The organism is Terrisporobacter vanillatitrophus, assembly GCF_051148895.1.
GTDB lineage: Bacteria > Bacillota > Clostridia > Peptostreptococcales > Peptostreptococcaceae > Terrisporobacter > Terrisporobacter vanillatitrophus.
This window is the reverse complement of sequence record NZ_CP154625.1, coordinates 3,940,453-3,959,966: the sequence shown is the minus strand read 5'-3', so window position 1 is coordinate 3,959,966 and position 19,514 is coordinate 3,940,453. Positions and strand designations below refer to the sequence as shown.

Sequence of the window (19,514 nt, the reverse complement as noted above, 5' to 3'; positions counted from 1 at the left end):
AGAAAAAATTATGCCTAAAATAGAGAGTATTAAGAAAACATTAGTATTAGGTTCAGGACCTATAATTATAGGCCAAGCAGCTGAGTTCGATTACTCAGGAACTCAAGCTTGTGGAGCTTTAAAAGAAGAAGGAATAGAAGTTGTACTTATAAATAGTAATCCAGCAACCATTATGACGGACAAAGAAGTTGCAGATAAAATATATATAGAACCATTAACGATAGAAGCAATAGAAAAAGTAATAGAAAAAGAAAGACCAGATAGTTTACTTGCAGGAATGGGTGGTCAAACAGGATTAAACTTAGCTGTAGAATTAAGTGATGCTGGTATATTAGATAAATATAATGTAAAAGTAATCGGTACATCTATAGATTCAATTAAAAAAGGTGAAGATAGAGATACTTTTAGAGAAACAATGAGACAGATTAATCAACCTGTAATAGAAAGTGATATAGTTACTAACTTAGAAGATGGACTTATATATGCAGATAAAATAGGGTATCCAGTAATAGTTAGACCAGCATATACACTAGGAGGAACTGGTGGAGGTATAGCAGAAAATAGAGAAGAATTAACAGAAATATTGAACCATGGTTTACAATTAAGTCCAGTTACTCAAGTTCTGTTAGAAAAAAGTATAAAAGGATGGAAAGAAATCGAATACGAAGTAATGAGAGATAGTAAAGGTAACTGTATAACTGTATGTAACATGGAAAATGTTGATCCAGTTGGAGTTCACACAGGAGATAGTATAGTTGTTGCACCTAGCCAAACTTTAAGTGATGTGGAATATCAATTACTTAGAACAGCTTCTATAGACATAATAAATGCCATAGAAGTACAAGGTGGATGTAACGTACAAATAGCTCTTCATCCAGATAGATTAGAATATGCAATAATAGAAATAAATCCTCGTGTTAGTAGATCATCAGCACTTGCATCTAAAGCTACTGGTTATCCAATAGCAAAAGTTGCAGCTAAAATAGCATTAGGATATACACTAGATGAAATAGAAAATGCAGTAACTAAGAAAACTAAAGCTTGTTTCGAACCAACTTTAGACTATGTTGTTGTAAAAATACCAAAATGGCCTTTTGATAAATTTAAACAAGCTAACAGAGTATTAGGAACTAAGATGATGGCTACGGGAGAAATAATGAGTATAGGAAGTAACTTTGAAGCGGCTTTACTAAAAGGAATAAGATCTCTTGAAATAGAAAAATACTCGTTAATTCATAAACCATCTCAAGAAAGAACAATAGAAGAGTTGAAAGAAAGAGTTGTAATGCCAGATGATGAAAGATTATTTGACTTATGTGAAATGATCAGAAGAGGCTACAGCTTAGATATGATAGAAAAAATTACTGGTGTAGATAAGTGGTTCTTATATAGATTCAAATGGATAGTTGAACAAGAAGACAAACTTAAAACCATGAAAATAGAAGATTTAAATAAAGACTACCTACAAAAATTAAAGAAAAAAGGATTCTCAGATAAAGGTATAGCTGATTTGATGAAAATAAGCCCAGAAAAAGTATATGAGCTTAGATCTTTATACAAAATAAATGCAGCTTATAAAATGGTAGATACATGTGGTGGAGAATTTGACGCTCTATCTCCATATTACTACTCAACTTATGAGCAATATGATGAAGTAGTAGTTAGTGATAAGAAGAAAATAATAGTTCTTGGATCTGGGCCAATAAGAATAGGTCAAGGTATAGAGTTCGACTATTGTTCAGTACACTGTATCAAATCATTAAGAAACATGGGAATAGAAACGATAATAATAAACAATAACCCAGAAACAGTAAGTACAGACTTCGATATATCTGATAAATTATACTTCGAGCCATTAACAGAAGAAGAAGTATTAAATATAATAGAAAAAGAAAATCCAGAAGGCGTTATCCTTCAATTCGGAGGACAAACAGCTATAAAATTAGCTAAATTCTTAGATGAGAAGAATATACCAATACTAGGAACTGATTTTGCAGATATAGATGCAGCAGAAGATAGAGAAAAATTTGATGAGCTGCTTGAAAAACTTGATATAAATAGACCAAAGGGAATAGCTGTATGGTCTGTTAAAGAAGGTATAAATCATGCGAAAGAAATAGGATATCCAGTACTTGTTAGACCTTCTTATGTACTTGGTGGTCAAGGTATGGAAATAACTTACGAAGAGCATAAGTTAGAAGCATACTTAAAAAGTGCATTTGAAAGAGATAGCAAAAACCCAGTACTTATAGATAAATATCTAGTAGGTAGAGAAATAGAAGTAGATGCTATATGTGATGGAGATGATATATTAATACCAGGCATAATGGAACATTTAGAAAGAGCAGGAGTTCACTCTGGAGACTCTATAACAATGTATCCAAGTCAAAATGTATCTGAGCAAATAAAAGAAAAAATATTATATTATACTAAGAAAATAGCTTTAGAACTTAACGTATTAGGAATGGTTAACATTCAGTTTATAGAGTTCAAGGGTGAATTATATATAATAGAGGTTAACCCAAGAGCAAGTAGAACAGTTCCATACATTAGTAAAGTGAGTAAGGTGCCAATAATTGACTTAGCTACAAAATGTATGTTAGGAGAAAAATTAAAAGACTTAGGATATGGTACAGGAATATACAAAACTCCAGAATTAATATCTGTAAAAGTTCCAGTGTTCTCTATGTCAAAACTTGCTAGAGTAGACGTAAGTCTAGGACCTGAAATGAAATCTACAGGAGAAGTTTTAGGTGTAGGTGAAACATTAGAAGAAGCTTTATATAAAGGATTTATGGCAGCAGGAAGAACTATATCAGATGATAGAGGAATAGTTCTTGCAACTATAAATGACCATGATAAAGAAGAGTTTATGGAAATAGCAAAAGACATGAAAGAATTAGGATATACTTTCCTAGCAACTGAAGGAACGGCTAAAACTTTAAGAAATAATAATATAGATGCTGTAGCAGTTAATAAAATAGGAGAAGGTAAACCAAATATACTAGATGCCATAATGAATAATCAAGTAGATATGGTTATAAATACTCCTACAAAAGGTAACGATGCAACAAGAGATGGATTTAAGATAAGAAGAACAGCTACGGAATACAATGTAGATGTGATGACATCTTTAGATACATTAAAAGCCTTAGTTAAGGTAAATAAAAAACATATCAATAATAATGAATTAAAAGTTTATAATATAGCAGAATAGTTATCAACAAAAAGGCTGATTAATGTAGATTAATCAGCCTTTTTGTTATTGATGATTTTAATAATATATTCTATTATATTGTGGTCTTATATTTTTTTTATTATAATTCATATTTTTTGCATTACAGTAGAAACGAGGATTTATATATGATTCAAAATTTGTAAATTCCATTGAAAACTTTTGTATACCGTTTGTTGCAGGTGATATTTCATCTAAACCAAAGTAAATTACTATACCTTGATCTGTTAAATAGAAAGATTGATCTTCTGGAATGTCTACAACGATATTTGGATAATAATAACTTGGATTTTGGCTTATTTTAAAATTTACAAAATCAGAAATAAGTTTTAAATAATCCACACCAGGTCTAAAAATATCTTTAAGTGAAATTTGATTTCCTGTTAATAAATCTATGTTATAGCTGTATAAGTCATTATATTGCAGATTATCGTTATCCATAGCAGTTAGATTTAAAGTTAAACTAATCACATGATTTTTATTAAATGCAAGATCGTAATTAGAATAAACCTTATAATTTATTTTTGTTTTACTACCATCAGGATTGGCTGCATTAATTTGTTGTTCTTCTTCCAAAATACCTTCTTTAAATGTATAAACAGAAGAGTTTATGGTTTCATTTAAGTTTTTTAAGATATCCTCATTCACTTGGAAATAACCATTTTTAACATTATATATGACAGGATATTTCAAGTCATAATAAAAATACTTGTTTTGTCCTATGTCTTCCACATACTGAATATATAAAGTATTAAAAAGACATGTATTATTAACTTGAGCGTTATTCATATTTAATTCCTCCTAGACAAATAATTTACATTAGTAATTTATATGCAAGTCAAAATTAAATAATAATAGATAGATATAGAAGGCTATAAATATTGGAATTATCAAATCAAATAAAGTATATAAACTGATCAAAATACCTAAAATAAAATTAATTAGTGTGATATAATACATAGGATTAGTAAGATATTTAGGAGGATACATATGTTATTATTAGCAAATAAATGGAAAGATTATGAACTTATAGATATGGGTAACGGAGAAAAATTAGAACGTTGGGGAGATGTAGTGCTTAGAAGACCAGATCCTCAAGTGATGTGGCCTATTAAAAATGAAAGTGGTTTATGGAAAAATCCTCATGGACATTATCATAGAAGTGCAAAAGGTGGAGGACATTGGGAAACTAAAAAGAAGTATCCAGAAAAATGGACTGTAACCTACAAAGGGTTAAAATTTAATATAAGTCCTACTGGATTTAAACATACAGGATTATTCCCAGAACAAGCTGCAAACTGGGATTGGCAAATGGAAATGATAAAAAATGCAAAAAGGCCTATAAAAGTACTTAATTTATTTGCTTATACTGGAGGAGCAACAGTGGCATGTGCAGCAGTAGGAGCAGAAGTATGCCACGTAGATGCATCAAAAGGTATGGTAACTTGGGCAAAAGAAAATTTACAGACATCAGGACTAGGAGATAGAAAAGTAAGATTCATAGTAGATGATGTTGTTAAATTTGTTGAAAGAGAAATAAGAAGAGGAAATAAGTACGATGCTATAATAATGGATCCACCTTCATATGGAAGAGGTCCTAAGGGAGAAGTATGGCAAATAGAAGAAAAATTATACGGTTTAGTTGATTTATGTACAAAGGTATTATCAGATGAGCCTTTATTTTTCTTAATAAACTCTTATACAACTGGTTTATCTCCAATAATCCTTGAACATATATTAGATGCTACAGTTGCTAGAAAAGCTAAAAGTGGAAATATATATGCTGGAGAAATAGGAATACCAACATCAAGAGATGGAAAAGTTCTTCCATGTGGTATATTTGGAAGATGGGAGAGTAAATAATAATGGTTAAGGTTATATACGAAGATAATCATCTATTAGTAGTAGAGAAGCCTGTTAATATACTATCTCAAGGAGATAACACTAATGATGATGATATGGTAAATCTTCTAAAGAAATACCTTAAGGAAAAATACAATAAGCCAGGCAATGTGTTTGTTGGGCTTATACATAGATTAGATAGGCCTGTAGGAGGCTGTATGGTATTTGCAAAGACTTCTAAGGCTGCTTCTAGATTATCAGAACAAGTAAGAAATAAATCTTTTAAAAAGACATATAGAGCTGTTATACATGGAAATATGAATAAAAAGTCTGACAGTCTCCTAGACTATCTATACAAAAATAAAAAAACTAATATGGTTAGTGTAGTTAGTAAAAACACAAAAGAATCTAAAGATGCTAGACTTTCATATGAAACGATAGACTCTCAAAAAGGATTTAGCCTTGTACAAATAGATTTACAAACAGGAAGACCACATCAAATAAGAGTGCAGTTTGCAAGTAGAAAACATCCTTTATTTGGAGACCAAAGATACGGTCAACATTTAAATAAAGTCGGACAGCAAATTGCTTTATGGTCTTATAAAATAGAAATACAACATCCAACAACAAAAGAAAAAATGGAATTTGTATGTGATGTCCCAAAAGAATATCCATGGAATATATTTACATACTAATGAATTATAAATTTTTTTATTGTAAGGAAATTATGTATAAATACTAAGGAGATACAATGGAAAGATATAAAGGTTTTTATATTGATAAACCTTATGGAAATAATATTTTTTCCTATGAAGAAAGAGAGAATAAAAAAATTTTTGTACCAAAGTTAATTGAAGGTGATTTAGAAGATGTACAGATTGGAGACAATATAGTTTTTAATGAAATTGATGAAGATAATGAAATAAAAGCTATAGGTCTTAGAAACTTGGTAAAATATAAATTTGAAGATAAAGTTATATATATTTTTGACAACCACAATCATGCCTTTTATTTTTGGATAAAAAGTTTAAAAAATAAAGAATTTAATAAAGGTTGCAAATTAGTTCATGTGGATCAACATAAAGACATGAGAGAGCCTAATCATTATAATGTGAATATAGACAGTTTGAATGACGTATTTATGTATACTAATGAAGTGTTAAACGTAGGGAACTTTATTCAACCTGCATTGAGGAAAGAAATTTTCTCACAAGTTACAATAATTGATAGCTCTTATGGCTTTGATGCTAAAATTGATGGAGAATATGTACTAGACATAGATTTGGATATATTTTCAAAAGATATGGACTATATACCTTATGATTTTAGATTAAATAAAATTAAAGAATTAATACAAGGGGCAAAAGTTATAACTGTAGCTACTAGCCCATATTTTATAGAGCAAGACCATGCCATAAAGGTATTAAAAGAACTATTTAATTGTGATATAATAGTATAGTTAAATAAGGATGATTTTAAATTAAATTTAGGAGGAGCATAATATGAGTTTATTAACTAAATGGAGAGCTTTAAGTGAAAACCTTGAAACTCAAGAAGCGGAAATAAAATTCTGGGAAGAATACTTAAAAGTAGAAGCTGGAATATACAATGAATTATTAAATAAAAAAATAGAAGTTATAGAAGGGAAAGTTGCTGACTTAGCTGCATCTCATGATACTTCTGTTGAATACTTCATGGGATTCATAGATGGAATAAGTGAAAGTTTAAAAGAAGATATAGTTTTAGAAGAAATAGAAGTTGATTCTGAAATATCTTTAAAAGTAGATTTCGAAAAATTATACTTCAACATGTTAAATGTAGAAGCTGAATGGTTATATACTTTACCAGGTTGGGAAGAAATATTATCAGCAGAAAAAAGAAAAGAAATAGAAAAAGCATACAAAAAAACTAAGACTGTTGTTAAAGAAAACAAAGCTGGAAGAAATGATCCTTGCCCATGTGGAAGTGGAAAGAAATACAAAAAATGTTGTGGAAAATAAATAATTTAGGGGCTGTCGCACTAAAAAAATAGGGCGATGCCCTTTTTGCATAAAAAATAAATCCCAAGTTCAAAAGATCTTGGGATTTTTGTATAATTATTTTATGACCAAACAAAATATTATACAAATTGATTATACTAAGTATGGTGATAATTATCAATTAAAATTACCACTAGAGATTGATTATTTAATTCCAAAAGATGATTCAGTGAGGTTATTAAGTCAAACTATAGAGGAGATGAATTTAGAAAAGTTATATCAGACTTATTCTCGAATTAGAGAAAATACAATAACCCCAAGAGAAATGTTAAAAATCATTGTTTACGGATATATGAATAGCTTATATTCTTCAAGAAAAATAGAAAATGCATGCAAAAGAGATGTTAATTTTATGTATCTTTTAGGCGGAGCCTCCGCTCCAGATCATTCAACAATTGCCAGATTTCGTAGTATACATTTCGCACCAGTATCTGAAGAATTACTTGCCCAATTAGCAAATATGCTTGCAGATAAAAATGAAATTTCAAAAGAAACAATATTTATAGATGGTACTAAAATAGAAGCGTCATCTAATAGATATACTTTTGTTTGGAAAAAAGCTGTAACAAAAAATATGCAAAAAATGATGGATAAAATACCTAATTTCGTTTTAAAATGTGAACAAGATTTTGGTATCAAATTAATTTATAAAAACAAAATCAAAATGCATCATCTAAAAAAATTACTAAAAAAACTTAAGAAAATAGCAAATGAAGAAGATGTTGTATTTGTTTATGGTAAAGGTAAAAGAAAATCGCCTATTCAAAAATCTATTGAAGAATTAGATAGCTATATTGATAGATTAAAAAAATACACTAAAGATTTACATATAATGGGTGAACGTAATAGCTACTCTAAAACAGATAAAGATGCCACTTTCATGAGAATGAAGGAAGATCATATGAAAAATGGTCAATTAAAACCTGCTTACAACGTTCAGTTTGGAGTTGATTCTGAATATATAGTCTGGATAAGTGCAGGACCTCAACCAGCTGACACAACTACTCTAATACCATTTTTACAAAATGCAGAGTCATATTTAAGTTTTAAATATCCTAAAGTAATAACTGATTCAGGATATGAAAGTGAAGAAAACTATGTACATCTAGAAAAAAATGGACAACAATCATTTATAAAACCAGCTAATTATGAAATTAGTAAAACAAGAAAATATAAAAATGATATTGGTAGAATGGATAATATGTCTTACAACGATAAAGATGACTATTATCTATGTAAAAACAATAAGAAATTAACTGTTACTAGCACAAAAACCAGAAAAAGTACAACTGGATACAAGTGTGAAATAACTTGTTATATGTGCGAAGATTGTAAAGGATGTCAATTTAAAACTAAATGCATTAAAGGAAATAACTGTAAAACTCCTTTAGAAGATAGAACTAAAAAACTTAATATTTCAAAAGTATTTAATGAAAAACGTAAAGGAAATTTACAAAGAATAGTGAGTACCGAAGGTATTCAACTAAGAATGAATAGAAGTATTCAAGCCGAAGGAGCATTCGCTCAAATAAAACAAAACATGGAATTTAGAAGGTTTTTATGTAAAGGTGAAAAAAATATTTTAGCGGAATGTATTTTATTAGGAATGGCTTATAACATAAATAAATTGCATAATAAAATACAAAATGGAAAATGTAAAACATCCCTTCATCCTTTAAAGAAAATCGCTTAATTTTAATATAGATAGCTAAAAAAACGGTATTTCAAATACCTTTATTTGTCATGCTTATTTTTAGTAAATATAAGTGAAATAAAATTATTTTCAGTAGTTTTGAGTTTTAAATAAGTAAAAAGGAGCTATCGCCCAACGATTTTTCAATCGTTTATGCGACAGCCTCTTTTTTGTTACAAAACAAAGAAACTATAATTACTCAAGAATATGGAAAAAACTATTGCAAAGTGGTTACAAAAATGTAACAATATATATAGTTATTACAAAAAGATTACAATTTAAATTGTATCAGATTAGGGGGGAATAAGTATAGTTTAAATACTATATATAGAATAATATGAAGAATTTTAAAAGAAAATTAATAGCTTTATTATTACTTTTTACAATGATTATGCCTGTGTTAGCAACACCGACTCAAATAGATGCAGCTTCAAAAAGTAGCAAGTCAACGAAAGTTGTAAGTTTTGCAAAAAAACAATTAGGAAAAAAATATGTTTGGGGAAAGTCAGGTCCATCTACATTTGATTGTTCTGGATTTACATACTATGTTATAAAAAAGACCACAGGTAAAAGTATCTCAAGAACTTCAACTGCACAAAGTAAACAAGGAAAATATGTAAGTAGAAAAAATTTAAAAAAAGGTGATTTGGTGTTTTTTGCTACAACAGGAAAAGGACGAGTATCTCATGCAGGCATCTATATAGGTAACAAAAAATTTATCCATGCATCATCAACTAAGGGAAAGGTTGTAATATCAAGTATGGCTAGTGGTCATTATTATAATACTTTTGTAAATGGAAGAAGAGTAATATAAATTTTAAATATATAAATGAAAAAGCTATAAATAGTTGATTTAAATCAACTATTTATAGCTTTTTTTATAGCATCAATTATTTTATTTTTAAAATTATTAATATCTATTTTTTGCGTTTCTATAGGTACTTGAATTTTTTCAAATAAATCAAATATTATATCATCCGTAAATTCACATATGCCAGTATCACCGATTATAACATTATCATATTGGCCATACTGTTGCCTAATATCATAAATATCAACTGCGTTGATAAATTTGTTTAACTCATCAAATTTAAGAACCCATCCTGGTGTTATATATAAATTATCATCATTATTTTTCATTTCATTTCCAATTATTAACTCAATACAATTTGAATCATTAAAGGTAATCAAATTGTCATAGTCTTTTAGAAACTCATGAAACATATAATGGCACTTACTTCCATAAAGCAGAATTATCTTATTTGACTGTATATTATTTAAATTACTAGTAATTACACTTTTTAACTTATCCAAGTTAGTATGAAGTCCGAATGGTAGATATTTCACATTAATATTTTCCTTAAATAGCTTTTCTTTTTTTATATCTTCTAAAACTTTATTTAGTTCTGGTTCAAATACCCCACAAGATAAAATAAATATATTCATATGTAATATAGACTCCCTTCTTTAATATAAACACAAAAAATACTTTCTTAAATACATTATATATTAAAAATTATTTTATATATATGAGAATATATTAATCTAGTACATTGATTATATTTAACAAAATATGTTTTTTATCAACATATGAACAAAATATCCTCTAAAACATACTATAAATTAAAACTATATGTTAAGGAGGACAGCTATGAAAGAGGGAGATATAGTAGTTAGAAAATCTTATAATAGAGATATTATATTTAAAATAGTAGGATTTTCTAAGGATGAAAAAAATAAAAAAGTTGCCATATTAAAAGGTGTGGCTTTTAGATTAATGGCAGATGCATATTTAGACGATTTAGAATTGGTGGAAGAAAGTGACACTAGGGAGATTTTAATAGATAAAAACGTTCAAAGTTTATTATATAGATCAGTAGTTGATGCAAGAGAAAGACAAAATTTGTATAGGGGAGCTCCTAAACTTCAGTCCAGTAATAATATATATGGAATTCCTGGGAAGGTGCTTCAAATAGACGGAGACAAAGAATATTTAAAGATATGCTTAGATGTTTATACTGAGTTGGGGATACCAGCTGTTGGAGTAGCTATACCAGAGGCAAATCAGTATAAAGAAGTGAGAGCACTTTTAGAAAAGCATAAACCAGATATTTTAGTTATAACAGGACATGATGCTATTACGTCTAAAAAGGGAAATTTAAAAGATATAAATAACTATAGAAATTCTTATAACTTTATAAAATGTGTTAGGGAAGCTAGGAAATGGCAACCCGATTTTGATGGCTTAGTTATTTTTGCAGGTGCATGTCAATCTAATTATGAGCAAATAATAAGATCGGGGGCAAACTACGCTAGCTCTCCAGGAAGAATAATGATACATGCCCTTGATCCTGTATTTATAGTTGAAAAAATTGCTTGTTCAAGAATTGATATGGTAGTGCCGATAGAAGAAGTAGTAGAACAAACAATAACAGGATATAAAGGTATAGGGGGTTCTGAAACTAGGGGAAAATTTAGATGGGCAATGCCTAGATTAATATAATTTTATATTAAAAATATATTTTAATAAAATTATACTGTATTCTTTAAAAATACTATTGACAATTGCTTTGAAAATATATAAAATAATTAGTTAAAACATTTGACAAAGCCTTCTTTTTGTGATATTATGTAAACATAGAAACTAAAAGAGGGTGATATTATGGCTACTGTTCAAACTTTAGATAACATTAGACTAAATTTGGAAAAACATCTAGGTAAAAAGATAATATTGAAAGCAAACAAGGGAAGAAAACAGATTACAACCAAAAGGGGAATACTAGAAAATGTTTATCCTAGTGTCTTTATAGTGAAGCTAGAAGCAAGCGGAAGTGGATATCAAAGAGTATCTTATAGTTACTCTGACTTGTTAACAGAAAATGTAAAGTTACAAGTTTTTAAAGATAGCAAAATAGAAGAAGATAAATTAAGCGTAAGTTAAAATTATACCTATTAAATTAGGTGTAATTTTTTTTTGTTCTCTTAAATATAAATATAGTGTGATAGTTTATTTATATTTAGGAGGGACAAATATGGAATTAATTAAGGATATAATCAAAATAGATAGCAGAGTTGATTTTGGAAAGTATCAAACATTTATTGAATCAGAAGCTGTTGTGCCGGATGTTAAGTCAGACGTTTACGAAATAGTTGATACTCAAGGGTACATAGCATTGAGTAAAATTGAGGTATCAGATGGAAAACTTGTATGTAGGGGTAGTTTTAATTACAATGTTATGTATATAACAGATGATAAAAGTACTTTATCTAATGTTTGTGGCAAAATAGACATAAATGAGGTTATAGAAAAAGATAATATAGTTCAAGACATGGAATACATGCTATATCCAGAGGTAGAACATGTTGATTGTACAATCTTAAATGAAAGAAAGATAAGAGTAGGAGCTCTTATGAATATTAAAGGTAGTTTATTTGAAAAACAAAGATTAGATATTGTAAAAGATGTTTCTCAAGTTGAATGCATTCAAAAACATAGAAAAGAAATAGTATATCAAGATATTATTGGGATAGAAAAAACAGAAAGTGTAATAAGAGACACTATAGCCATAAGTTCACAAGAAGTGGCTGCAATAATAAATATTACACCTGTAGTAAAAGTTAAGGAAAGTAGGATAGCAGACAATAAAGTTATAATTGGTGGAGTTCTAGAAATTAGCCCTCTAGCATGGACTTCTGAAGGAGATGTTGTAGAGTTAGATAAAGTAGGTATTGATTTTACACAATTTATTGAAGTTCCAGGAGCATTTGACGGAATGAGAGAAGAAACTCTATTAAGTATAGGAGATTTTAATTATAACTTTAAAGAAAATAGTGAGAGTAATACAGCTATGTTGGAAATAGAGTGTACAGTATGTTGTAAAGTAAAAGTTACTGATGAAGTAGTTAGAGAAGTATTGCAAGATGCATATTCTCCACAAAAAATTGTGAAATTTGACCATAGACTAATAAGTTTAAATAAAGCATTGTGTTCTATGTCAGAAATATTTACAGTTAGAGAGACTTTAGGTATAGGTGATGATAGCATACAAGTAAAAGATATAGTAAGTGTGTGTCCATCAATATCTATAGAAAATTCTTATGTAGAAGGAAATAAAAGCATAATTCAAGGAATAATAAAAGTGGTAATATTATTTGTTCCTATTGAAGGGGAGAAAATGATTTATAAATTATCAGAAGAAATTCCTTTTGAAAATGATGTTATTATTGAAAATTTAAGTGATACTTGCTCAATATTTAATACAGTATGTATAGATAAAGTTGAGACAGATTTAAATAGAGACGAAATAGATTTAGTAATAAAAGTGAAAAGATTTACAGAAGCTATAGATAAGAAATCAGAAAGTTTTATTATAAAAGGTGAAGATCAAGGTGATTATGATCTATCAACAGCTCCTAGCATAATAGTATATATTTGCAAGGAAGGTGATAATCTTTGGGATATAGCTAAAAAATATAATACAACAGAAGAAGAAATAGCAGATGTAAATGAAATTAAGGTAGAAGAGCCAATTAAGCCAGGAAAATGCTTGATTTTACAAAAAAAAGTTACAACTATAGATTAGTAAACTAACAAAAGTAATAAAATAATAGGGGATAAAACCCCTATTATTTTGTTTTTGTAGTATAATAATTATAATTCGAGAATCCATTATACTAAATGCAACTACATACAAGGAGGATGAAATGAATTACATAGAACTGAAAAGTAGAGCAAAAATTAATTTATCTATAGATGTATTAGGAAAGAGACAAGATGGATATCATTTAGTTGAAATGATAATGCAAACTATTGATTTATTTGATATTATAAAGATTTTTTCACTAGATGAAGATACAATAGTAATAAATAGTAATAGTAAAGATATACCCGTGGATAGCAGCAATATAGTGTATAAAGCTGCTAATTTAATAAAACAAGAATTTAATATAAAAAGAGGTATAAAAATTTACATAGAGAAAAATATACCTGTTGCTGCTGGCATGGCAGGTGGAAGTAGTAATGCAGCAGCAGTTTTAGTTGGATTAAATAAACTATGGGATCTTAACTTAAGCAAAAATAAACTTAAGGAAATAGGTTTACAATTAGGGGCTGATGTGCCTTTTTGTATTGAAGGAGAAGCATCCTTGGCTGAAAATATTGGAGAAAAGTTAACAAATATAGATGGCTTATCTCAGGATGTATTTATTTTGGTGTGTAAACCAGAATTATTTGTGTCCACAAAAGAAGTATATGAAGCTATAGATTCTAAAACTATTAAAAAAAGGCCAGACAATAAATTGTTAATAGAGCTGTTAAAAGAGAATAACATAGAACTATTAGCAAAGAATATGTATAATGTCTTAGAATCCGTTACGAAGGAAAAATATCCTATCATTAATGAGATAGAAGAAATTATGATAAATAATAAGGCATTAGGAGCTATGATGAGTGGAAGTGGACCAACAGTTTTTGGATTATATGACAACGAAGATGATGCAGAAAAATGTAGAAAAATCTTATTAGAAAACTTCAAACAAGTATATCTAGTTAAAAGCTATAAAAAGGGGGTTGAAATAAATGGATAGTTTAACAAAATTAAATCTAGATAATTATAAGCCATTAAGAGATGTAGTATTTGAAAATCTAAGGACAGCTATCTTAGACGGTAATTTAAAAGCAGGTCAAAGACTTATGGAGGTACAACTGGCAGAACAATTAGGGGTAAGTAGAACTCCAATAAGAGAAGCTATTAGAAAATTAGAACTTGAAGGTTTAGTAGTAATGTTACCAAGAAAGGGAGCTTATGTAGCGAATATGTCATTTAAAGACTTAATAGACGTATTGGAAATAAGAGCAAGCTTAGAAGGGTTAGCAGCATCTTTAGCATCAGAAAGACGAAGAGATGAAGATATTGTTGAGTTAGAAAGAGTTGCAAAAGAATTTGAAAAAAGTGTAAGAGAAACTAACATAGACGATGTATTAAAAAAAGATGTAGAATTTCATGAGAAGATATTTATAATGGCAAATAATAAAAAATTATATCAATTAATAACTTCTTTATGGGAACAAGTGCATAGGTTCAGAGTAACGTATGTTTCAAACTATGAGGCATCACTAAGCCTAGTAGACGAGCATAATAGAATATTAGAAGCAATCAAAGAAGGTGACTCTGAATTAGCTAAAAAATATGCAACAGAGCATATAGAGTTGGCAGAACAATTTTTTATGGAAAACACAGTAAATGGTTAAATCAAAATAGGAATTATATTTGAAAGAAGGCGTAGCCTTCTTTTTTTTATTATGGGCTTTAGCCTGTTGAGTATGTATACTTAACATTAAACCACCCGCTATGCGGGTGCGGAAACGATAGTTATACTAAAAAATCACCTTTCCTGAGATATAATGTAGTTGTTCAGGCTACAAAATAATGAAAGGAAAGGTGATTTTATGGCAAATAAAACGAATAGCTTAGCCCATACAAAATGGCTATGCAAATATCATATTATCTTTACACCTAAGTATAGACGAAAAATTATATATAATCAATATCGAGAAAGCATAGGTCAAATAATTAGACAATTATGTAATTACAAAGGTGTTGAAATAATAGAAGGGCACTTGATACCCGACCATATACATATGTTGGTGAGTATACCACCTAAGTTTAGTGTATCTAGTTTTATGGGGTATTTGAAAGGCAAAAGTGCACTTATGATATTCGATAGACATGCTAATTTAAAATACAAATTTGGTAACAGACACTTTTGGGCCGAAGGTTTTTACGTTAGTACCGTAGGCCTTAACGAAGCAACAATTAAAAAATATATACAGGAACAAGAAAATCAAGACATATTAAAAGATAAATTAAGTGTTAAAGAATATAGAGACCCTTTCAAAGGGTAGTTGGTAACAAAAAATCCCTTTAGGGATTGCCTAGTATCAAAAGGCATTGTGGTCTGAACAAAGTGAAAACAGCGTCCTTTAGGCGCTGCCAGCAAAAAAGGCTTATAGCCTTAGTACAAACCACCCGTTTTACGGGTGGTTATGATTGTTTAAAATTATATGTTAACTCATTGTTTAAAATTATATGTTAACTCATTTATCTATAACATAGAATTTCAATTCTATTAACTTGAGTGAAGGAGTTGACTAAAATGAATTTTTATCATTGAAAAAATGAATATCACAATGATTTACCCTATATGATGCAAAGCAAATTTTTGTATAAAAAAATAATAAATGGATACACTCAAAATATGAATTAATTTTTGAGGGGGATTATTATGAAAGTGAAGAATATAAAAAAAAGAATACATATACTACTTAGTATTTTGATTGCTATATTATCATTAACTACTTTAATAATGTCAAAAGAAATAAATAAAATAGAAGCATATAGCTATGATTATAAAGAAAAATTAATAAGATTTCACGTTATAGCTAATAGCGATACAGATGAGGATCAAGAATTAAAATTGAAAGTTAGAGATGCAGTTATAGGTTATTTACAACCGAAACTTGAAAATTCTAAATCAATTGAAGAAAGTGAAGCAATTATAAAAGATGAATATGATAACTTAGAAAAAATAAGTAAGAAGATTATATTTGAGAACGGGTATGATTACAGTGTTAATGTTGGGTTGCAATATAGTAATTTTCCAGCTAAACAATACTCAAGTGTAGTATTACCAGCAGGTAAATATAAGGCTTTAAAGATCATCATAGGAGATGGTAAAGGTAAGAACTGGTGGTGTGTAATGTTTCCTCCTCTTTGCTTTGTAGATGAACAAAATGGAATAATAGATGAGAAAACTGATAATAAGTTAAAAGAAATATTAACACCACAAGAATATGATTTAATAATGGCGAAAAACAAAACTGAAGTAACTAATTTAAAGTTTAAATTTAAAATAACAGAAATATTTCAAGATTTGTTTTAAATCAAGAATAAAATAAAAAGGAGTGACTTTAACTATGGATAGGTGCTATAAAACACTTATAGTATCACTATTAGTTTTAGGCAATGTATTTGTATCTATAAAACAAATATATGCACTAGAATATTATTATTTAGACAATAAAACAAAAAATTGTTTTATGCAAGTACAAGAACGAGATGAAAAAAAGGAAGCAGTTATAAATCTTAATGATGAACAAATAATGTTATTATCAAAATTAATAGCAGGAGAAGCTAGGGGAGAAAGTTATGAAGGACAAGTTGCTGTAGCAGCAGTTGTAATTAATAGAGTGAAGGATTCTAGGTTCCCAGATTCATTAGAAGGAGTTATATATCAAAAAAATGCATTTTCTGTAGTTAAAAATGGGACTATATATGCAGAGCCAACAAGTTCTACATATAGAGCTGCTCAGGAGGCACTATATGGGAGTGATCCAACCAATAATGCAATATATTTCTGGAACCCAGAGATATCTACATGTAATTGGATAAACACATTAACTCCTCACTTAAGAATAGGAAATCATGTTTTTGCTAAATAAAATAGAATTTCAAATAAAAAAGTAAAGGAGTTTTACTCCTTTATTTTTTTTATAAAATAAATTATAATTATCATTTAGATAGTAAAATATAAAACGAAATGCTTTACTTAAAAAAGCCCTATTTAGAAGGAGGCAATGTATTGGAAGTTAAAATTAATATCCATACTATTCAATATAATGAATATGGAGAACAAAATGACATAAAAGTAAAGGCTACGGGTACTTTATATGAAAAAAAAGATAATACATATGTAGTTTATAAGGAAAAAGAAGATGGTAAAGAAACAACAACATCTATTAAAATTGAAAATGATAAGGTAACAATAAAAAGATTTGGTGAAATAAATTCAACTATGGTTTTTAAAGCAAATCAAACAATTAATTCTAATTATGCAACACAACAAGGGATGTTTATTGTAGAAACAAAAACTAAAAAATTAAGTATAATAAAAGAAGGAAATATTATCATTGATATAGATTATAATATAGAAATAATAGATATGTTTAAAGGTCGTAATAAAATAAAAATAAATATTTATCAATAAATAAAGTTAAAAAATAAATATTTTTAATGGAATAAAATTAAAGGTAGTTAAAATACTACCTTTTGTTTCATTTATTTGTTATCATTATAACTATAGTGTTTAAAAATATTCTTAAAAAATAGGATAAATATAAACAAGGATTTGAAGTTTTTTTATAGAAAATAGTACTAGTAGTTAAGAATTTCATTAATTAAAAATTTGATGCAAATAAGTAAGACAATTAAATTAATTATTGATAAAATTAATTGTAATAGAGGTATAAAATATGATATTTGAAAAAACACTAAGTACGATAAAAAAATACAACTTAATTGAAAATGGAGACAAAATTGTATTAGGTCTCTCTGGAGGGCCGGATTCAGTTTGTTTATTACATATATTGAATAGATTAAAAGAAGTTATGGACATAGAAGTTTATGCAGCGCATTTAAATCACCAGATTAGAGGGATGGAAGCCCAAAAGGATGCTTTATATGTTTCACAATTGTGTGAAAGTTTAGGAATAACTTTTTTTGTTAAATCTATAAATGTACCACAATATTGTAAGGAAAATAAGTTGTCCTTAGAAGAGGGAGCAAGGAAATTAAGGTATGAAATGTTCTTTGAAATAAAAGAAAAATTAAATGCAAATAAAATAGCTATAGCTCATAATATGAATGACCAAGCTGAAACCGTTTTAATGCGTATGATGAGAGGTACAGGCTTACAAGGATTAAAAGGGATCGATTATATAAGAGATGACGCTATAATTAGGCCGATTTTAGAAATTGAGAGATCTGAAATAGAAGCTTACTGTGAAAAGTATAAATTAAATCCAAGAATAGATGCTACAAACCTAGAAAATATATATACAAGGAATAAAATCAGGTTAGATCTTATACCATATATGAAGGATAATTTTAATTCTAATATAATAGAATCCATAGTGAGAATGAGTAATAGCTTGAGAATTGATAATGATTATATAGAAGAAGAGGCTTTTAAAAAATTTAAAGAAGTAGCTTTTATAAATGGATACAATTTGGAAATTAAACTAGATAAATATATAAATTTACATAAGTCATTAAAAAGTAGAATTATTAGATTGGGAATAAAATATGTTTTAGGAGATACGAATTTTATAGACCAAAAACATGTAGAAGAAGTTTTAGACTTAGATGGTGAAAATAAAATTGATAAAAAAATAGTTCTTCCAAGAGGATTATTTGTTTATAGACAAAAGAATAAGCTGGTATTTACAACAAAAGAAATTATATTTGAGGAAATAGAATTCTCTTATAAAGTACCTAAAAATGGGTTTGTCAAAATAAATGAAGCTAATATGATTATTGAAACTGAAACAATGTCTATAAGTAGGTATAAGGCTTTGAAAAGAGATAAATCATTAAAATGGTTTGATTGTAATAAAATTAAAGGGGGGATAGTTGTAAGGAATAGAAAGTCAGGGGATAAAATAAAACTTTCTATGGGAAGTAAAAAATTGAAGGAATTATTCATAGATTTAAAAATTCCAAAAGAAGAAAGATATAAAATTCCAGTAATGCAAGATGATAATGGGATTTTATGTGTTGGAAATTTTAGAAATAGTGAAGAATATAAGGTTGATGAAACCACAAAAGAAGTCTTAAAGATTTGCTTTAAGAAAATTAAGAATTAAACA

At 28.2% G+C, this 19,514-nt stretch carries 19 protein-coding genes; 17 read left to right on the top strand and 2 right to left on the bottom strand.

Features of this window, described 5'->3' with window-relative positions:
* Window positions 1-10 precede the first annotated feature (10 nt).
* Entirely contained in the window at window positions 11-3,217 is a 3,207-nt protein-coding gene (carB, locus tag TVTCOM_RS19345; protein WP_434797830.1) for a carbamoyl-phosphate synthase large subunit, read from the top strand.
* Window positions 3,218-3,274: 57 nt separating this feature from the next.
* Here the strand turns inward: carB and TVTCOM_RS19340 are convergent, their stop codons facing one another.
* Window positions 3,275-4,024 carry a DUF3298 domain-containing protein gene (locus TVTCOM_RS19340; protein WP_434797829.1) on the bottom strand — a complete coding sequence of 250 codons (750 nt, stop codon included), beginning with the start codon at window positions 4,022-4,024 and terminating at the stop codon, window positions 3,275-3,277.
* Window positions 4,025-4,225: 201 nt separating this feature from the next.
* On the opposite strand from TVTCOM_RS19340, the gene TVTCOM_RS19335 reads away from it, so the two are divergent.
* The 6 genes from TVTCOM_RS19335 (at window position 4,226) to TVTCOM_RS19310 (ending at window position 9,623) form a co-directional block, all read left to right on the top strand.
* A complete protein-coding gene (locus TVTCOM_RS19335; RefSeq protein WP_434797828.1) occupies window positions 4,226-5,098 on the top strand; it encodes a class I SAM-dependent methyltransferase in 873 nt (290 codons plus the stop codon).
* Between the two features lie 2 nt (window positions 5,099-5,100).
* The gene (locus TVTCOM_RS19330) at window positions 5,101-5,772 is read left to right on the top strand and encodes an RluA family pseudouridine synthase (RefSeq protein ID WP_434797827.1); all 672 of its coding nucleotides are present in this window, start codon (window positions 5,101-5,103) and stop codon (window positions 5,770-5,772) included.
* Window positions 5,773-5,828: 56 nt separating this feature from the next.
* The gene (locus TVTCOM_RS19325; protein WP_434797826.1) at window positions 5,829-6,536 is read left to right on the top strand and encodes a UPF0489 family protein; all 708 of its coding nucleotides are present in this window, start codon (window positions 5,829-5,831) and stop codon (window positions 6,534-6,536) included.
* A gap of 43 nt (window positions 6,537-6,579) precedes the next feature.
* Window positions 6,580-7,077: an SEC-C metal-binding domain-containing protein gene (locus tag TVTCOM_RS19320; protein ID WP_434797825.1), complete on the top strand. Its 498-nt coding sequence runs from the start codon at window positions 6,580-6,582 to the stop codon at window positions 7,075-7,077.
* A 103-nt stretch (window positions 7,078-7,180) separates the two neighbouring features.
* Window positions 7,181-8,809 (top strand): IS1182 family transposase, encoded by a 1,629-nt coding sequence (locus tag TVTCOM_RS19315; protein ID WP_434797079.1) that lies wholly within the window; start codon window positions 7,181-7,183, stop codon window positions 8,807-8,809.
* 337 nt (window positions 8,810-9,146) lie between these two features.
* Complete coding sequence (locus TVTCOM_RS19310; RefSeq protein WP_434797824.1) at window positions 9,147-9,623, top strand: C40 family peptidase; 477 nt, start codon at window positions 9,147-9,149, stop codon at window positions 9,621-9,623.
* Between the two features lie 44 nt (window positions 9,624-9,667).
* Here TVTCOM_RS19310 and TVTCOM_RS19305 read toward each other — a convergent pair whose 3' ends face one another.
* Window positions 9,668-10,255: a DUF1638 domain-containing protein gene (locus tag TVTCOM_RS19305; protein ID WP_434797823.1), complete on the bottom strand. Its 588-nt coding sequence runs from the start codon at window positions 10,253-10,255 to the stop codon at window positions 9,668-9,670.
* Between the two features lie 205 nt (window positions 10,256-10,460).
* Here TVTCOM_RS19305 and yabG point away from each other — a divergent pair, with 205 nt between their 5' ends.
* From yabG to tilS, 10 genes are all read left to right on the top strand, one after another.
* Window positions 10,461-11,312 (top strand): sporulation peptidase YabG, encoded by an 852-nt coding sequence (gene yabG / locus TVTCOM_RS19300; protein WP_434797822.1) that lies wholly within the window; start codon window positions 10,461-10,463, stop codon window positions 11,310-11,312.
* Window positions 11,313-11,471: 159 nt separating this feature from the next.
* Window positions 11,472-11,750 carry a Veg family protein gene (locus tag TVTCOM_RS19295; protein ID WP_018590145.1) on the top strand — a complete coding sequence of 93 codons (279 nt, stop codon included), beginning with the start codon at window positions 11,472-11,474 and terminating at the stop codon, window positions 11,748-11,750.
* Between the two features lie 91 nt (window positions 11,751-11,841).
* A complete protein-coding gene (locus TVTCOM_RS19290; protein ID WP_434797821.1) occupies window positions 11,842-13,392 on the top strand; it encodes a DUF3794 and LysM peptidoglycan-binding domain-containing protein in 1,551 nt (516 codons plus the stop codon).
* A gap of 121 nt (window positions 13,393-13,513) precedes the next feature.
* Window positions 13,514-14,395, top strand: coding sequence for a 4-(cytidine 5'-diphospho)-2-C-methyl-D-erythritol kinase (gene ispE, locus TVTCOM_RS19285; RefSeq protein ID WP_434797820.1), 882 nt, complete (start codon window positions 13,514-13,516; stop codon window positions 14,393-14,395).
* On the top strand, window positions 14,388-15,059 hold the full coding sequence (locus TVTCOM_RS19280) for a GntR family transcriptional regulator (RefSeq protein WP_434797819.1): 672 nt from the start codon (window positions 14,388-14,390) through the stop codon (window positions 15,057-15,059). The genes ispE and TVTCOM_RS19280 overlap by 8 nt, the downstream gene beginning before the upstream one ends.
* 198 nt (window positions 15,060-15,257) lie before the next feature.
* Window positions 15,258-15,713, top strand: a complete 456-nt coding sequence (tnpA, locus tag TVTCOM_RS19275; protein ID WP_434797818.1) for an IS200/IS605 family transposase — start codon at window positions 15,258-15,260, stop codon at window positions 15,711-15,713.
* Window positions 15,714-16,093: 380 nt separating this feature from the next.
* Window positions 16,094-16,750, top strand: coding sequence for a stage II sporulation protein R (spoIIR, locus tag TVTCOM_RS19270; RefSeq protein ID WP_434797817.1), 657 nt, complete (start codon window positions 16,094-16,096; stop codon window positions 16,748-16,750).
* 34 nt (window positions 16,751-16,784) lie between these two features.
* Window positions 16,785-17,309, top strand: coding sequence for a cell wall hydrolase (locus tag TVTCOM_RS19265; protein ID WP_434797816.1), 525 nt, complete (start codon window positions 16,785-16,787; stop codon window positions 17,307-17,309).
* Window positions 17,310-17,449: 140 nt separating this feature from the next.
* Window positions 17,450-17,854 (top strand): DUF1934 domain-containing protein, encoded by a 405-nt coding sequence (locus tag TVTCOM_RS19260; protein WP_434797815.1) that lies wholly within the window; start codon window positions 17,450-17,452, stop codon window positions 17,852-17,854.
* A gap of 265 nt (window positions 17,855-18,119) precedes the next feature.
* Window positions 18,120-19,511, top strand: a complete 1,392-nt coding sequence (tilS, locus tag TVTCOM_RS19255; protein WP_434797814.1) for a tRNA lysidine(34) synthetase TilS — start codon at window positions 18,120-18,122, stop codon at window positions 19,509-19,511.
* Window positions 19,512-19,514: the final 3 nt, after the last annotated feature.

Excerpts from the sequence above, each read along its gene's own strand:
- carB (WP_434797830.1), top strand. The coding sequence starts at position 11 with ATGCCTAAAATAGAGAGTATTAAGAAAACATTAGTATTAGGTTCAGGA.
- TVTCOM_RS19340 (WP_434797829.1), bottom strand. The coding sequence starts at position 4,024 with ATGAATAACGCTCAAGTTAATAATACATGTCTTTTTAATACTTTATAT.
- TVTCOM_RS19335 (WP_434797828.1), top strand. The coding sequence starts at position 4,226 with ATGTTATTATTAGCAAATAAATGGAAAGATTATGAACTTATAGATATG.
- TVTCOM_RS19330 (WP_434797827.1), top strand. The coding sequence starts at position 5,101 with ATGGTTAAGGTTATATACGAAGATAATCATCTATTAGTAGTAGAGAAG.
- TVTCOM_RS19325 (WP_434797826.1), top strand. The coding sequence starts at position 5,829 with ATGGAAAGATATAAAGGTTTTTATATTGATAAACCTTATGGAAATAAT.
- TVTCOM_RS19320 (WP_434797825.1), top strand. The coding sequence starts at position 6,580 with ATGAGTTTATTAACTAAATGGAGAGCTTTAAGTGAAAACCTTGAAACT.
- TVTCOM_RS19315 (WP_434797079.1), top strand. The coding sequence starts at position 7,181 with ATGACCAAACAAAATATTATACAAATTGATTATACTAAGTATGGTGAT.
- TVTCOM_RS19310 (WP_434797824.1), top strand. The coding sequence starts at position 9,147 with ATGAAGAATTTTAAAAGAAAATTAATAGCTTTATTATTACTTTTTACA.
- TVTCOM_RS19305 (WP_434797823.1), bottom strand. The coding sequence starts at position 10,255 with ATGAATATATTTATTTTATCTTGTGGGGTATTTGAACCAGAACTAAAT.
- yabG (WP_434797822.1), top strand. The coding sequence starts at position 10,461 with ATGAAAGAGGGAGATATAGTAGTTAGAAAATCTTATAATAGAGATATT.
- TVTCOM_RS19295 (WP_018590145.1), top strand. The coding sequence starts at position 11,472 with ATGGCTACTGTTCAAACTTTAGATAACATTAGACTAAATTTGGAAAAA.
- TVTCOM_RS19290 (WP_434797821.1), top strand. The coding sequence starts at position 11,842 with ATGGAATTAATTAAGGATATAATCAAAATAGATAGCAGAGTTGATTTT.
- ispE (WP_434797820.1), top strand. The coding sequence starts at position 13,514 with ATGAATTACATAGAACTGAAAAGTAGAGCAAAAATTAATTTATCTATA.
- TVTCOM_RS19280 (WP_434797819.1), top strand. The coding sequence starts at position 14,388 with ATGGATAGTTTAACAAAATTAAATCTAGATAATTATAAGCCATTAAGA.
- tnpA (WP_434797818.1), top strand. The coding sequence starts at position 15,258 with ATGGCAAATAAAACGAATAGCTTAGCCCATACAAAATGGCTATGCAAA.
- spoIIR (WP_434797817.1), top strand. The coding sequence starts at position 16,094 with ATGAAAGTGAAGAATATAAAAAAAAGAATACATATACTACTTAGTATT.
- TVTCOM_RS19265 (WP_434797816.1), top strand. The coding sequence starts at position 16,785 with ATGGATAGGTGCTATAAAACACTTATAGTATCACTATTAGTTTTAGGC.
- tilS (WP_434797814.1), top strand. The coding sequence starts at position 18,120 with ATGATATTTGAAAAAACACTAAGTACGATAAAAAAATACAACTTAATT.